The following is a 14,969-nucleotide window of genomic DNA, read 5'->3' on the forward strand; positions in this document are numbered from 1 at the left end:
CTGCGCAGATGGGACCAGGCTCCGCTCCTGTTTCCGGTGAAAGTATCACCCTCCCCGCACCCCGCCTTGACAGCGGCACCTCGGTGGAGCGGGCCTTGTTTGCGAGGAGATCCATCAGGGAGTTCAAGCCCGGGCCGCTGACCCTGCCCGAGGTCGCGCAGCTCCTCTGGGCCGCACAGGGCACTACCGATCCACAGGAGGGATTCCGCACCGCTCCCTCCGCGGGCGCCACATATCCGCTGGAGGTCTACCTTGCGGTGGGCAGGGTTCAGAAGTTGGCGGAAGGGGTCTACCGGTACAGTCCCGCAGCCCACGCATTGGCGCGGCTCCGTGAGGGTGACGTCAGGCAGGCCCTGGCGGATGCCGCCCTCGGGCAGAGGTGTGTGGGGGAGGGCGCGGCCGTCCTGGTTCTTGCGGCCGTGTACGAGCGCACCGCGCAGCGTTACGGCGACCGCGGCATCCGCTACGTGCACATGGAAGTGGGCCACGCGGCACAGAATGTCTACCTGCAGGGGGTGACGCTGGGCCTGGGCACCGTGGTGGTCGGCGCCTTCCATGACCAGCAGGTGCGCCGCATCATGCGGATGCCCCAGCGGGAAACACCTCTCTACATCATGCCGGTGGGACGGCAGTAGGAGGAACGACGCAGATGCACGAGGAGATAGCTCCTAGACCGCCAGTTGAGGGTGCCGCTGAGGGTGCCTCCACCCAGCCCGACGACACAGGCCCGGCTGATGAGACAACTGAGCCTGCCTCCGCGGCTCAGCCCGCCGCCGCTGAACGTGTGAACGCCCGGGCCGTAGTCCTGACCTGCATCAGCCTGCTGGCGTCCAAGGCCTGGGAGGCCATGGGCTTGGTTCCCGACCCGGCGACCAAGAAGCTGGAGCGGCATCTGGACGAGGCGCGGCTGGCCATCGACGCCGCAGCTGCGCTGGTGGACCTGATTAAGGAGCAGGTGCAGGACCGCGAACGCCGCGAGCTGGAGACCCTGCTGACCAATCTCCGCCTGAACTACGTGGAACAGCGCGCCAGAGGCTGACCTCACCAGGGCTCGCTTGCCCGGCACTGCGCCCCCAATCGCGCAGGACAGCCTCCGGGTGGTGCCTCAGGCCCTTGACATCGACATGTGTAAACACTCACGGTCCGTGGTTGCACGGTCCGTGGACGCACGGTCCGTGGACGCGCGCAAATGTGAAAGGCGGCCGACGAACACCCGGAGGCCCGCTTCAGGGGTAACGGCGCAGGACGGAGATACAGCCAGCCCATTGCCAGCTCCGTGGCAGGACGACCGCACCAAACCCCTGGTCACCTCTATAATGGGTAGAAACGTACCCGTCGGAGGGACATGTGGCGGAGCGCCTGAGGCTGGCAAGAAGCGCCTACCTGCGGTCCGCAGCCGCGCAGCCGGTGGACTGGTACCCCTGGGGACCCGAAGCCTTCGCCCGTGCGCAGCAGGAGAACAGGCCCATCCTGCTGGACATCGGCGGCGTCTGGTGCCACTGGTGCCACGTCATCGATCACGAGTCCTACCAGGACCCCGCGGTGGCCCAGATCATCAACCAGCACTTTGTCGCCATCAAGGTGGACCGGGACGAGCGCCCGGATGTGGACGCCCGCTACCAGCATGCGGTGCAGGCCCTCACCGGAGAGGGAGGCTGGCCGCTCACCGCCTTCCTCACGCCCCAGGGCAAAGTATTCTTCGGCGGCACCTACTTCCCGCCTCACGACGCCTACGGCCGCCCCTCGTTTACGCGGGTCCTACTCAGCGTGGCCCGGTTCTACCGCGAGAACCGTGAAGAGGCGGAGCAAGCGGCCGCCAGGCTACACCAGGAGCTGAGTCGGGCCCTGGCGTGGACCGCACCGGGCGAGCTGGATCCCGCCCTGGTCACCCGGGCGCTGGACGACATCACCCGGGCCTTCGACAGGCAGAACGGCGGGTTTGGCGGCGCTCCCAAGTTTCCGCACCCGGGGACCTTGGCGCTGCTCATCCGGCGGGCCTTCCACACGCGCGACGAGGTCTTGCTGGCCATGGTCACACGCACCCTGGAGCGGATGGGATGCGGTGGCATCTACGACCAGCTCGGTGGGGGATTCCACCGTTACTCCACCGACGCGCACTGGATCGTGCCGCACTTCGAGAAGATGCTCTACGACAACGCCGCCCTGCTGACCGTCTACGTTCACGCCCACCAGCTGACGGGCAGCGCGTTCTTCCGTCAGGTAGCCCTGGGCACCTACGCCTACGTGACGACGGTCCTCTGGGACGAAGTCCGCGGCGGCTTCTTCGCCAGTCAGGACGCGGACATAGGACCGCAAGACGACGGCGCGTACTACACCTGGACCCCCGCGGAGGTGCGGGCTCTCCTGCCAGCAGACGAATTCCGGGTCGCCGCTTCGCACTACCACATCACCGGGCGCGGGGAGATGCCTCACGACCCTGACCGTCACGTCCTGTTCATTGACAAGGACCCGGACGCCATCGCGCTGCTCGCCGGCCTGCCCGAGGAGGAGGTCCGTGCGCGGCTGGCCGCGGCGCGGGCGCGTCTTGAGGAAGCCCGTCGCCGCCGCCCGACCCCGTTCGTCGACCGCACAGTCTATGCCGGCTGGAACGCCATGGCCATCAGCGCCTGCTTCGAGGTCTTCAAGGGACTGGGAGTGGTGCAGGCGCGAAGCCTGGCCCTGCGGGCGCTGGACCGCATCCTGGACGAGGCCTATCTGCCCGGCGAGGGGGTCTGCCACATGCTCGCTCCGGATGGTCCGGCTCACCCCGGGCTGCTCGAGGACCAGGTGTTCGTGGCACAGGCCTGCCTCGACGCTTTCGAGGTGACGGCTGGGCCGCGGTACCTGCGGGTGGCGCAGGATCTCGCCAACATCATCCTCCGCGAGCATGAAGATCCCGGCGGAGGCTTTCTGGACATCGCCCGCAGCCGTCGCGCGGATCCGGTCCTGGCCGAGGCGCACAAGCCGGTGCAGGACGCGCCCACTCCGGGCGCCAATGCGGTAGCCGTGCTGGTCCTCAATCGACTGGCCCGCCTCCTGGACGCCCCGGAGTTACGCGATGCGGCGGAACGCACCCTGCGCGTCTTCGCCGGGGGCCTGGCCGGTCACGGGCTGTATGCCTCCACCTTCTTCCTGGCGCTGGACGACTTCCTGCGCGAGCCGGCCCACGTGGTGGTGGTGGCCCGCGAGGGCGACCCTCTGGCCAACCGGCTTCACGCTGTCGCCCTGCAGACCTTCCGTCCGGACAAGCTCGTCGAGCTGTACCACGCCGACGGTGACTCGCCACCGCTGCCGCAACCGGTGCGGGCCATGGCGGCCAGCGCCAGGGAGACGCGGGCCTACGTCTGCGCGGGCAGGGCCTGCGCGCCCCCTACCCGGGATCCAGAGGAGCTCGCCCGGCTTGTCCGCACGTTCAACATGTAGGGGCCAAGACGGCCGCGCTGCCTCCACCGTCGTGTACGTCCGTCTCAAGCACACGCTTTCCACCCTGGCCCTGCGGATGCTGCAGCGCACACCGCGCCGCCGGCCGATCGCCTGGCTGCTGGCGTACGTCCGGCTGGCGCCGCAGGGACAGACGGTGTCGCTGCAGACCCTCCGCCGCGAGGCGACCAGGCTGGGCACGGCGAGCGCGGGCGGGCTGGCCTACCTGGAAGCGCTAGGCCTGCTGGAACGGGTCGGCGACATGGTCCGGCTTGCGCCGGAGTACGTCGAAAACCGCACATACTTCGCCCGTCAGGTCCGGCGGCTCGCTGCCGCCCTGCAGGCAATTGACCGAGCGCGGGGGTCAGACAGGCGGGCGGGGATGCTTACCCCTGCAACTTTCCTGTTCAATGCCGGCCTCTTCTTCGAGTGCCACGAGTACCTGGAGGATGTCTGGCGGGGGGCAGAAGCCTCTCAGCGTGACTTCTACCATGGGCTGATCCAGGCGGCCGCAGCCCTCTATCACTTCGAGAAGGGAAACCTCCACGGAACCACGACGCTGCTGGCCAAGGCGCTACGCAGACTGGAGACCTACCGCCCGGCCTTCCTGGGCGTGGACGTGGAGCGGCTGGTCGCCGACCTCCGACGGTGGCAGCGGCGCTGTGAAGCGCGCAGACCAGGACGGCCGCTGTGCGCGCAGGAGTTCCCCCAGATCCGATCAGCCGCCCGCATGGTGCCCCAGCGGTTCCCAGGTTCGCGCGGATCCGGTTGACTTCCGGGGCGGATTGCGGGACGATGCCATTGCACGGCGCTCCGCCGGCAGTGTGCCTGGGCGGCGGGGTTGTTGACCGGTGGGCGCGGAAGGGTGGCCGAGCCGGTCTAAGGCAGTCGCCTGCTAAGCGACTGACTCTCCAAAAGAGGGTCCGTGGGTTCGAATCCCACCCCTTCCGCCAGCTGTTTTCCTTGCAAGAGGGTACTCTCATTAGGACGTCGCACCGTAGAGGAATGCGGTCCCCCGGGTCGAATCTCGAGTTTAACTCGCTCCGGCCGGGAGCGTGATCCGTGGACGTCCCGTTCATCTGGCCAGGCGTGCTGTGGGGGCTCCTGCTGGTTCCCCTGGTGCTGGCATCATACATCCGGCTGCGGCGACAGGGACGCCGTGTCGCTGTCCTCCACCCGAATACGGCCCTCGCCGCCAGGGCCCAGATGCAGGGACGGCGGATCACCCGCCATCTCCCGCCGATCCTACTGCTGCTGGCCCTGACCGCAGCGGTCCTGGCTGCCGCGCGCCCGGTGCTGGTGCTTCCCCTGCCCGCCAACCGCGCGGCCGTCATCCTGGCCATCGACAGCAGCGGAAGCATGCGCTCCCAGGACATCCAGCCGTCGCGCCTTGACGCCGCCAAGGAGGCGGCGAAGAGCTTCGTGCGCACCGTGCCTGGCGGCGTGCGCGTCGGCCTGGTCATGTTCGGTGGCTACGCCCAGCTGGTAGTGCCGCCGACCACGGAGCGCGAGCTGCTGCTGGAGGCCATCGGCGCACTCTCCTTCATCCGCCGGACGGCCATTGGCGAGGGCCTGCTGGAGGCGGTCGCCGCTCTCCCGGAGCGGTCGAGGCCGACGCCCCACGGGTTGATACCTCCCCCCGCCGGCCCGCGCCCTCCAGGCATCGTCATCCTCCTCTCGGATGGCCGCAGCAACACCGGTATCGACCCGCTGGAGGCGGCGCAGATCGCCCACCGCCAGGAGGTCACCGTCTATACCGTCGGCGTGGGCCAGCCCTATACCCCGGACAACGTCTGGACCCTCGGGGGTTCCCTGGACGAGGAGACGCTGAAGCAGATCGCCCGCATCACCGGCGGCACGTACCACCATGCCTCCTCTGCGGAGGGCCTACGGGACGTCTACCAGAAGCTGGCGCGGGCCGTGGGATGGGAGCGTCGTCCGCAGGAGGCAGGGGCGCTCGGCGCTGCGCTGGCGGTAGGGGCGCTCATCAGCGCCCTGGTCCTCTCCCTGCTGGTCACCTCCCCGTTGGGGTTCTGATCCCCCCAGGGTCCTCCCCTGGCGCGACGCCCGTCACGCGAGACACTACCACTGCGAGATCCACCCGGTGATGCGCGGGGGAATCGTCGTGAGCGTCCAGAGCTCCGGGGGTCGGGGGACTCCGGCGGCTACAACTGCCCGGCGCCACCGATCCTCTGCCAAGGCGCAGGGGGACGCCTGTGCCAGCAGAAGAAGGCATACGTGCACCCGTATCCCTCAGGCGGTAAAAGGAGGCGGCAGATGCCCAATCCAGTGGTGCAGTTTGAGATCTATGCGGACAATCCGGAGAGGCTGGCGGGATTCTACCGGGAGCTCTTCGGGTGGGAGATCGCCGCGGTGCCGGGGATGGAGTACTGGCTGATCCGGACCGTGCCCAGCGATGCGCAGGGGGTGCCCACAGTTCCCGGCGGGATCAACGGCGGGTTGATGAAGCGGCCCAGGCCGGACGCACGCAACTGGCTGAACTGCGTCTCCGTGGGTTCAATCGACCAGACCCTGGAGAAGGCCCAGGCCGCCGGTGCCGTCGTCTTCCGGCCAAAGTCGGCTGTCCCCCGCATAGGGTGGTTCGCCGTCCTGGCCGACCCGGAGATGAACGTCTTCGCCCTCTGGCAGGACGACCCTGATGCCGCCTGGCGCCTTGGCGGCCCCCCCGGTACCTGTTACACTCTCAACGGAGCCCATCCAGCGCGCCCGTAGCTCAGCGGATAGAGCGTCGGCCTGCGGAGCCGAAGGTCGTGGGTTCAAGTCCCGCCGGGCGCGCCAGGGCTGGGTGCACGAGGTCGGATCGGTCCACCTTCTTAAGTTCGCCGAAAAGGCAATACTCGCTCCTACCCGTTGAACGCCTGAGGCCTTCGTTCGGCCGGCAGATGCCCGGTCTTGGAGGAAACCCGATGGGGCGACCGGGGTGTGTTCACTGGTTTGCACGGTAGCGGTTCAGCGGGCGCAAGCCTTCACAGGGCCCACCAGGAAACCGAAGCGATTGAGCAGTTTTCCGCCGCAGTGAGGCAAGCGTGTGCAGGGTAGTTCAGGCTCCGGGCAACCGCAGACGCGGATCCAGCATGTCCCGAAGGGCATCTCCAACCAGATTGAATCCCAGCACCGTGAGCATTATGGCCATCCCAGGAAAGGTGGTAATCCACCAAGCCTGTAGCATGAACTCCCTACCGCTGGAGAGCATTCCGCCCCAGTCAGGTGTAGGCGGCTGCGCCCCCAGCCCAAGAAACGACAGGCCAGCCGAGGAGAGGATCGCGGTTCCCACCCCAAGGGTCGCCTGCACTATGACTGGCGCCATGGCGTTGGGGAATACGTGTCGGGCCACAATCCGACCCGCACCGGCACCCACGGCACGCGCTGCCTCCACGTAGTCCTGGGTGCGGACGACCAGTGTCGCTCCCCGGACCACTCGTGCAAAAGCAGGAATCACCACGATGCCCACTGCCAGGATGGCGTTGCGAACCCCGGGGCCCAGCGCGCCCACGATCGCCAGGGCGAGCAGGATCGCAGGGAAAGCCAGCAGTACATCCATGATGCGCATAACGATCACGTCGACACGCCCCCCAGCGTAGCCGCTGACCAGACCTGCGGGGACACCTATGCCTGCAGCCATGCCCACAGCGAGGAACCCTACTGCCAGAGAAATCCGACCTCCGAAGAGGATGCGCGAAAGCACGTCGCGGCCGAACTCGTCAGTCCCCAGCCAGTGTGATACCGAAGGCGGCTGAAGCGCCATCTCCCAGACCTGGGTCCCCGGATCGTACGGCGAGATCCACGGTGCTAGCGCTGCGGCCGCCCCGATTCCTAGGAGGACTACAAGACCGACCACCGCAAGTCTGCGACGCAAAAGGTACCGGACGGCTGACTGCCTACGCATAGCGAATCCGGGGGTCGATCAGCGCGTACAGAATGTCCACGGCCAGATTGACCATAACAAAAGCAGCAGCGGTGAACAGCACCGTCCCCTGCACCAATGGGAAATCGCGGCTGTAGATTGCGCCCACGACCAGGCGTCCCAACCCAGGCCAGGCAAAGACAGTCTCGGTCAGCACCGCGCCTCCCAACAAACCTCCAAGCTGCAGACCTACCACCGTAACCACCGGAATCAGCGCGTTTCGCAGCGCGTGTCGCCACAATACGGCAGGCGCTGCCAGGCCCTTGGCCCAGGCCGTGCGGACAAAGTCCTGCCCCAGCACCTCCAGCATGCTGCTGCGAGTCATTCGCGCGATGAGCGCCGACGAGGCCAGTCCCAGCGTAACCGATGGCAGCACCAGATGCTTCCACGTTCCAAAACCCGACGCGGGGAGCCATTCCAGGGCTAGTGCGAAGACCAGCATCAATAACAGCCCTAGCCAGAAGACTGGCAGCGAGACGCCGAACAACGCCAAGAGTGTCGCCGCGTGGTCGATAGCACTCCCCTTGTAGGCAGCAGAGAGCACACCCGCAGGCAGCCCGATCAGCAGCGCAACAGCCAGACTTGTGCCGGTGAGAGCAAGGGTGAACGGCGCTCGGGCCAGCACCTCGTCACGAACTGGCGCACCGGTTCGCAGCGACCGACCCAGATCCCCTTGAAGGGCGCGCCAGACGAACCGACCGTACTGCACCAGGAGTGGATCGTCCAGCCCGAGGCTGCGGCGCAGACGAGCCACCTCTTCCTGCGAGGCCCCCTGGCCGAGTTCGCCCAGCAGGATGCGGACCGGGTCGCCCGGCGTGAGGTGTAGGATAAGGAAGGATACTAGCGTAACCCCCAGTAGGACCGGAACCATCAGGATCAGGCGCTGGATCAGGTACCGGCCCACTGTATACCAAAGACCAGGCTTCGCTCCGCAGCCCGGTCGAGAGGAGTCAGGCTACAGCCGTGATTTCACCGCCGCACCATGGTCTTGCGCAAGTCCAGGTTGATCCACGAGAACGGGGCTACTGTATTCTGGACGGCGCTCTGGACCGCGTAGGTCGAGAGAGGGTAGTAGAGAAAGAGCATGGGGGCATCCTGGGCGATCAGTGATTGGGCACGCCGGTAAATCTGCGCGCGCCGGCTCTGATCCGCCGTGGCGCGGCCCTCGTCCAGCAGTCGATCAACCTCGGGATTCCTGTACCGCGAGTAGTTAGGATTCGGAATCTGCGACGAATGGAATAGCGAGTACAAAGTGTAGTCTGCGTCCAGCGTCACTGTCCCCCAGCGCATGCCGTACAGGTCGAAGTCCCCACGATCCAGGCGAGAAAGCCAGGTTCCGAACTCCACCACGTCAACCTCGATCTGGAAGCCAAGGGGCTGGAGGCTGGCCTGAATCGCCTGGGCGATACGGCGCCATTCCGCGCTTTCAAAGATCACCAAGCGAGCCCGTACACCCGCCCTCACCCCAGCCTCGGTCAGGAGGGCGCGCGCGCGGTCGAGGTCATACTCGTAGCCCGGCAAGTCGGTGTGTGCACCGAAGACCACCGGCGAGAGGGGCCCGTTGGCCCTGACGGCTAGACCCTTCAGGAAGAAGGTGATCAGTCCCTCGACCCGGACTGCATGACCAACGGCCCGCCGTACGCGCACGTCTGAGAATGGCGGACGCTCCAGATGAAATCCGATGTAATTGGCGCTGAAGCTGGGTTCCTTGTACACCCTGATACGCGGGTTACGCTCGAGACGTGCCACGGAGTCTGCGGGCATATTGAAGACCACGTCCACACCACCCGACTCGAGCTCCACGATCTGAGTAGAGGTCTCCGGAATGGGCCGCAGCACAACCCGCGCGATCTGCGGCGGTCCGCCCCAGTAGTCGTCGTTGCGCAACAGCGTGATTCTGTCTCGTGCCACCCATGACTCGAACTTGAACGGGCCGGTCCCCACAGGGTTACGGACGAAGTCCGCACCGAAGCGCGCGACTGCCGCTGGGCTGACGATAGACGTGGCAGGATGCGTCAGGTGGTTCAGAAGGGCAGCAAAAGGGTAGCGCGTTGTGATCTGCACGGTGTCATCCGCGATAGCCCGTACTCCCTCCACCATGCTGAGGACGAAGTACGCGCGCGCCCGAGCCTCAGGGTTAATGAAGCGCTCGATGGTGAACCTGACCGCCTCCGCATTGAAGGGTGTGCCGTCGTGAAAGCGGACGCCCCGGCGCAGCTTGAACTCCCAGGTACGATCGCCCACGGGACGCCAGGAGATCGCCAGCCGGGGCTCCAGCCCCCTCGCAGTCCGAACTAACAGCGTCTCGAAAATCTGGTTGATGACCAGAAAAGAAGGGCCATCGTTGGTCTTGTGAGGATCCAGGGCTGTAGCATCGGCCGGCATCGCGATGACGATTCCCTCACCGGGAGCCGGCCCTGCGAATCCAGCGGCGCCGGTGCCCACCAGGAGCACGATCAACCCCGCTAGTACCTTGCTCAACATCGCACCCCCCTCCGCCCTGGGAGATCACCCCGCAACCTGCAGGGCGTCCCGATCTTTCGGAATTATAGCAGGCCTCCCGGGGGAGCGGGTTCAAGTCCCGCCGGGCGCGCCACGATACAGCCTGGACAGCGAGCGGTTGGGCGGTACTCCAACGGCTACCTACTCCGGCAGGACGATGACGGGCCTGAACCTGGCCATGCCAGACATCCCACCTTACGGCGCACCAGGCGCCTGCCGTTTCGTTTCACCACGCGGCCTCGCGGTGCCGCGTCGCTCGCCACCCTGCCAAGAATCATAGTACCTGACGGAGGACGATTCCGCAGAACCTCCTAAAGGAGACGCCGGGTTCCGATACACCAGGCGCGGACCGGGGACGAGATCGCCCGGGGAGACTCTGGGGGGACGAGGTCCCCTGACGAGACTCTGGGGGTAGGAACGAGACCCCCGTTTGTGTAATCTCGCCTCGTGCCGTCCTATGCTCAGTCGCTGGGTCTGGAGGTCCTCTCGGTGGAAGAAGGGCGGGCTCACCTGCGCGCGGTCGTCCGGCCGGAGCACCTGAACATCCACGGGACGGCACACGGCGGCTTCCTCTACAGCCTGGCAGATGAAGCCTTCGCCCTGGCCTCGAACAGTCGGGGCACCCCCGCCGTAGCCCTCACCGCCTGCATGGCCTACTTCCGACCGGTGGTGGCCGGCGAGGTGCTCGAGGCAATAGCCGCGGAGGAATACCTGGGACGCCGCACGGCCACCTACCGAGTGGAAGTGCGGCGGGGCGACGAACTGGTCGCGCTCTTTACCGGGACCGTCCACCGAATGGCACAGGGATGATGAGACCACTGGCAGGACACACCGCGTCCGTCAGCACCACCTGCATGGAGCCCCGAAGCTGTGCCGGGGCAACTTCCAGTAAGATTCTTTCAGAACTGGGGTGTAGAGAAAGGGGTAAGGCCGTGAGGCAAGAAGGCGCCAACCGTGTCAGTTCGGACACCATGCGCTGAGGCGCTTTCTGACCTCCTGAAGCTTGGCTTCAAGATTGTGGATGTCCAGCCGGAGGGTGGAGTGCTCTACACTCTGGTTGCGGACCTGAAGCTGTCAGACTGACACCGGGGGACGCCGGGTCAGCACCTGTTCGCTTCCCCGGTCCGACGCCTGCCCTGAGAGGAGGAGCAGGTGCTCCTGGGGCCGAAAGCGATCTCTGGTCCTATCTTCCTGCGGGGATGTGGTCATAACAGCACAGTACGAAGGGAGGGGTCTGCATGCGCGCCTATGTGCTTATGGGCACCCAGGGAGACGCTCGACAGGTGGTTGAGAAGATTCGGGCCTTGAAGGGGATCAAGGAGGCTGACGCGGTCTGGGGGCCCAACGACGTCATCGCGCTGGTAGAAGTGGACAGCATGCAGGAGCTATCAGATCTCGTAGCAGGGCACATCCGCGCCGTCGCAGGGGTTACCTCCACCGACACTCGTATCGTTTTGTAGTCTTTCGTCCAGCCAACAGCCATCTGCGGGGCTGTGATCCTCTCGCTTAGTTGAGGGAGGTGAGTGGCCTGTAGATCTTTACAGCAAAGCCCGTCGCTCGCGGTCGTAATTCTTCCCCAGGAAGGCCGGGACCTGGAGGCGGCGGAAGGTCGGCATCATCACTGCCATCGTGGCCAGGTAGGGGAGCATGAGGATGAGCTGATAGGGGATGCCCACACCGGTGACCTGGACGCGAAACGCCAGTACCTCGACCGCGGCAAAGAAGAGCGCCCCCAGGAAGATCAGGTGCGGGCTCCACCCGCCGAAGAAGGTCAGGGCGATGGACAGCCAGCCCCGTCCCCGCACCATCCCTTCGGTGAAGGTCGCCGTGTAGACCATGGGCAGGTAGGCGCCGGCCAGCCCCATGAGCATGGCTCCGGTCACAGTGGTCAGGTAGCGGGTGAGGTTCACGTTCACTCCCAGGCTGTCCGCCGCCATGGGATTCTCCCCAACCGCCCGCAGCGCCATCCCGGAACCAGAGGAGTACAGGAAGAGGTAAAGCGCCAGCGAGAGCAACACGGCTCCGTACACCAGCGCATTCTGCCTGAAGAGAACCACTCCCAGCAGGGGAATGCGGCTGAGTCCAGGTAGCGGGAGCTCCCGCAGGGTGGGAATCAGGGGAGGCGTGAGAGTGACGCCGATGGCCAGCCGGTATAGCAGCGTGGAGAGCGCCATGCCGATGAAGAACAGAGCCAGCCCGGTGACGAACTGATCCATCTTCAGCGTAGTGGTGAAGTAAGCCAGAGCCAGTCCGAACAGCCCGCCCACGGCCATGGCCAGAAGCATCCCCTGGAGCAGGTTTCCGCCGGAGAGGTAGGCGCCGAGAAATCCCACTGAGGCCCCCACCAGCATGATCCCCTCCTGGGCCACATTGAACACCCCCGCCCGACCGGCCAGCATGGTCCCCTGGCCGGCCAGGACATACGGTACCAGCGTGAGCATGACGAGCCGGGCGAAGGTGACGGCGGTCTCCACGAGCTACCTGCGGCGCACGACGTCCGAGAGCAGCACGAAGACCAGGATCAGCCCCTCAACGACGAAGACCACTTCCCCGGGGATCAACATGGTGCGCTGCATGGCCCGTGCACCCACGTCCAGAACGGCGATGGCGAAAGCCACGAAAGGCACGGCAAGCACATTCCCCTTGGCGATGAGGCCGATGAGAATGCTCAACAGGAGGTAGTTCGACTGCAGCCCTTCGATCAATCTGTGGTGCACCCCCGCCACCTCGACGGCGCCCGCCAACCCGGCCAGCGCACCGCCCAGGACCAGCGAGAGGAGAAAGAGCCGTCGCACGGCAATGCCGTGGAGCAGAGCCGCCCGCGGGTTTGCGCCCACCGCCCGCAGCTCGTAGCCGGCGGCCGTGTGGTTGACGTAGACGTACGTGGCCGCTGCGACGCCCAGCGCCAGGAGGAGCCCGGCATGCAGGGGCGGGCTGGACACCAGCAACGGCAGGTGGCCGCCGGCGCCGATGGAGACGCTGGTGGGGTGCCCGGCGGCAGGGTCCGGCCAGACCTCGGTGGTCACGTAGTCCAGCAGGCTAAAGGAGACGAAGTTCATCAGGACCGTGGTCAGGATCTCGTTGATCCCGAAGCGGTAGAGCAGCCAGGCGGGGACCCCGGCCCAGAGGGCGCCACCCACCACTCCCGCCAGCAGCAGCGCGGGCAGTAGAGCCGCCCTCGGGAGAGCGGCCAGGGCGATGCCTACCGCCGCCGCACCGATGGCCCCGGCGATGAGTTGGCCTTCGCCACCGATGTTGAACTTCCACGCGGCCAGGGGGACTGTGAAGGCCATCGCCAGGAGGAGCAGGGGAACAAACTTGAGCAGGGTCTGGACGAAGCCATTCGCAGTGCGGAACGAGGTCAAGAGGATCGTCCCGTACGCCCGCGGGACGTCAAACCCCATGACGGCCAGGAAGATCCCCGCGGCGGCGAACGCCACCCCCACGCTGACCACGTAGGGGACCACGCCACCGACCACGGCCAGGGGGCTACGGTGGGCCCTCAAGGCGCGTTCATCCAGAGGTGGTCACCCCGCTCATCAGCCCCCCGATCTGGTAGCGGTCGAACTGGCTCCGATCCAGTGTTCCTACGATCCGTCCGCGGTACAGCACAACGATGCGGTCACAGAGGAGCAGCAGCTCGTCGAGGTCCTCGGAGAGCAGCAGGGTCGCCACGCCCTGCCGTCGCCGCTCCAGGAGCTTCCCGTATACGAACTCCGTGGAGGGGACGTCTAGCCCACGCGTGGGGTTGTGGGCGACCAGCAGGCGGCAGGGGTGGGCGAACGCCCGCGCCAGCATCAGCCGCTGGATGTTCCCTCCCGAGAGGTTGACCGCCACCTCCTCCGGGCCCGGGGTGCGGATCTGGTACTCCTGGATCAGCCGCCGGGCCGCCCCAACGGCGGCTCCCCAGTCCAGCCACCCGCCGCGGCTGTAGGGAGGGCGCCGGTGGAAGCCCAGGATGAGGTTGTGGACCACGCTGCCTCTGGGCAGGAATCCATCCTGCAGACGGTCCTCCGGAATGTAGGTCACCCCGCGCGCCAGCAGCCGCGCCGTCTCAGCTCCTGTAAGGTCCTCGCCATCGATCCACACCCGTCCGCCGGCGACCGGCCGTGCCCCCATCAGGCTCTCCACCAGCTCACGCTGTCCGTTCCCCGCCACCCCGGCGACGCCGAGGATCTCCCCCGCGCGCACCTCCAGGCTGCAGTCCTGCACCCGGGGCACCCCCTCCCGGCTGAACACGGAGAGGTGGTCCACGCGGAGAACCACATGGTCGGACGGGGGCGAGAGTTCCTCAACCTTCCTGCCCCTGAAGAGCAGGCTCTCCCGGACGTCCACCTCCTCTCCCACCATGGCTCGCACCAGCGCCTCCTCGGTGGCTTCCTCCCGCGGCATCGTGAGCACGGTTCGCCCGTGGCGCATCACCGAGATTCCGTCGCAGACGTTCAGCGCTTCCCGGATCTTGTGGGTGATGAAGACCACGCTGATGCCGTCCCGCACCATCGCCCGCAGGGAAGCGAATAGAGAGTCCACCTCCTGCGGAGTGAGGTTGGTGGTGGGCTCGTCCAGGATGAGGACGCTCACGTCCCGATACAGAGCCTTGAGGATCTCCACGCGCTGTCGGGTCCCAACGGGAAGCTCCGCCATGCGCGCCCGCGGGTCGACCGCCAGGCCGAAGCGTGCTGCCAGATCCCGGATGCGCGCCTCCGCAGTGGCCAGATCCAGGACCAGCCTGCCTCCTGCCGGTGTGCCCAGGACGATGTTTTGCGCCACGGTGAAGCTCTCCACCTGCAGGAAGTGCTGGTGGACCATCCCGATGCCGAAGCGGAGGGCGTCGCGAGGGGAGCGAATGTGCACTGGCCGGCCGTGCAGCAGGATCTCTCCGGCCTCCGCCCGGTAGAGGCCGTAGAGGATGTTCATCAACGTGGTCTTGCCGGCACCGTTGCCCCCCAGCAGGCCGTGGATTTCCCGCCCCCGCAGCGCCACCTCCGCCCCATCCAGGGCCAGGACCGGGCCGAAGGTCTTACGCACACCCCGCAGTTCCAGGATGGGCTGGCTCTCCACTGCGAGCACAGCCTCGTCGGCGACGGCCCCGGCAGGGGGACGTTCTGTCATCTGGCCCGGG

The 14,969-nt window shown here is 66.6% G+C and carries 14 protein-coding genes and 2 tRNA genes; 10 read left to right on the forward strand and 6 right to left on the reverse strand.

The annotated features are described in order from the left end of the window. Positions 1 to 95: 95 nt before the first annotated feature. From QN152_02010 to QN152_02045, 8 genes are all read left to right on the forward strand, one after another. Positions 96 to 635 (forward strand): SagB/ThcOx family dehydrogenase, encoded by a 540-nt coding sequence (locus QN152_02010; GenBank protein MDR7538296.1) that lies wholly within the window; start codon positions 96 to 98, stop codon positions 633 to 635. 149 nt (positions 636 to 784) lie between these two features. After that, complete coding sequence (locus QN152_02015) at positions 785 to 1,039, forward strand: DUF1844 domain-containing protein (GenBank protein ID MDR7538297.1); 255 nt, start codon at positions 785 to 787, stop codon at positions 1,037 to 1,039. A gap of 308 nt (positions 1,040 to 1,347) precedes the next feature. Beyond that, the gene (locus QN152_02020) at positions 1,348 to 3,423 is read left to right on the forward strand and encodes a thioredoxin domain-containing protein (GenBank protein MDR7538298.1); all 2,076 of its coding nucleotides are present in this window, start codon (positions 1,348 to 1,350) and stop codon (positions 3,421 to 3,423) included. A 31-nt stretch (positions 3,424 to 3,454) separates the two neighbouring features. Next, entirely contained in the window at positions 3,455 to 4,192 is a 738-nt protein-coding gene (locus QN152_02025; protein ID MDR7538299.1) for a DUF309 domain-containing protein, read from the forward strand. An 87-nt stretch (positions 4,193 to 4,279) separates the two neighbouring features. Beyond that, a tRNA-Ser gene (locus tag QN152_02030) sits at positions 4,280 to 4,373 on the forward strand. A gap of 109 nt (positions 4,374 to 4,482) precedes the next feature. After that, the gene (locus tag QN152_02035) at positions 4,483 to 5,457 is read left to right on the forward strand and encodes a VWA domain-containing protein (protein ID MDR7538300.1); all 975 of its coding nucleotides are present in this window, start codon (positions 4,483 to 4,485) and stop codon (positions 5,455 to 5,457) included. A 240-nt stretch (positions 5,458 to 5,697) separates the two neighbouring features. Continuing rightward, positions 5,698 to 6,153 (forward strand): VOC family protein, encoded by a 456-nt coding sequence (locus QN152_02040; GenBank protein ID MDR7538301.1) that lies wholly within the window; start codon positions 5,698 to 5,700, stop codon positions 6,151 to 6,153. Continuing rightward, positions 6,144 to 6,219 (forward strand) — tRNA-Arg (locus tag QN152_02045). The genes QN152_02040 and QN152_02045 overlap by 10 nt, the downstream gene beginning before the upstream one ends. Positions 6,220 to 6,481: 262 nt before the next feature. Here the strand turns inward: QN152_02045 and QN152_02050 are convergent. The 3 genes from QN152_02050 to QN152_02060 all read right to left on the reverse strand — a co-directional run bounded on the left by QN152_02050 (position 6,482) and on the right by QN152_02060 (position 9,829). Continuing rightward, positions 6,482 to 7,327, reverse strand: coding sequence for an ABC transporter permease (locus QN152_02050; protein ID MDR7538302.1), 846 nt, complete (start codon positions 7,325 to 7,327; stop codon positions 6,482 to 6,484). Further along, entirely contained in the window at positions 7,320 to 8,249 is a 930-nt protein-coding gene (locus QN152_02055; GenBank protein ID MDR7538303.1) for an ABC transporter permease, read from the reverse strand. The genes QN152_02050 and QN152_02055 overlap by 8 nt, the downstream gene beginning before the upstream one ends. A 65-nt stretch (positions 8,250 to 8,314) precedes the next feature. After that, complete coding sequence (locus QN152_02060; protein MDR7538304.1) at positions 8,315 to 9,829, reverse strand: glutathione ABC transporter substrate-binding protein; 1,515 nt, start codon at positions 9,827 to 9,829, stop codon at positions 8,315 to 8,317. Positions 9,830 to 10,294: 465 nt separating this feature from the next. On the opposite strand from QN152_02060, the gene paaI reads away from it, so the two are divergent. Further along, positions 10,295 to 10,657 (forward strand): hydroxyphenylacetyl-CoA thioesterase PaaI, encoded by a 363-nt coding sequence (gene paaI / locus QN152_02065; GenBank protein ID MDR7538305.1) that lies wholly within the window; start codon positions 10,295 to 10,297, stop codon positions 10,655 to 10,657. A gap of 428 nt (positions 10,658 to 11,085) precedes the next feature. Beyond that, positions 11,086 to 11,307, forward strand: coding sequence for an Lrp/AsnC ligand binding domain-containing protein (locus tag QN152_02070; GenBank protein ID MDR7538306.1), 222 nt, complete (start codon positions 11,086 to 11,088; stop codon positions 11,305 to 11,307). Positions 11,308 to 11,385: 78 nt separating this feature from the next. Here the strand turns inward: QN152_02070 and QN152_02075 are convergent, their stop codons facing one another. Genes QN152_02075 through QN152_02085 form a run of 3 tightly spaced genes read right to left on the reverse strand, consistent with a single transcriptional unit; the run spans position 11,386 to position 14,959 of the window. Further along, a complete protein-coding gene (locus tag QN152_02075) occupies positions 11,386 to 12,321 on the reverse strand; it encodes an ABC transporter permease (GenBank protein ID MDR7538307.1) in 936 nt (311 codons plus the stop codon). A 3-nt stretch (positions 12,322 to 12,324) separates the two neighbouring features. Beyond that, the gene (locus QN152_02080) at positions 12,325 to 13,353 is read right to left on the reverse strand and encodes an ABC transporter permease (protein ID MDR7538308.1); all 1,029 of its coding nucleotides are present in this window, start codon (positions 13,351 to 13,353) and stop codon (positions 12,325 to 12,327) included. A gap of 7 nt (positions 13,354 to 13,360) precedes the next feature. Continuing rightward, entirely contained in the window at positions 13,361 to 14,959 is a 1,599-nt protein-coding gene (locus tag QN152_02085; GenBank protein ID MDR7538309.1) for an ABC transporter ATP-binding protein, read from the reverse strand. Between the last annotated feature and the right edge of the window lie 10 nt (positions 14,960 to 14,969).

This window comes from Armatimonadota bacterium, assembly GCA_031459715.1.
Lineage (GTDB): Bacteria > Sysuimicrobiota > Sysuimicrobiia > Sysuimicrobiales > Humicultoraceae > Humicultor > Humicultor tengchongensis.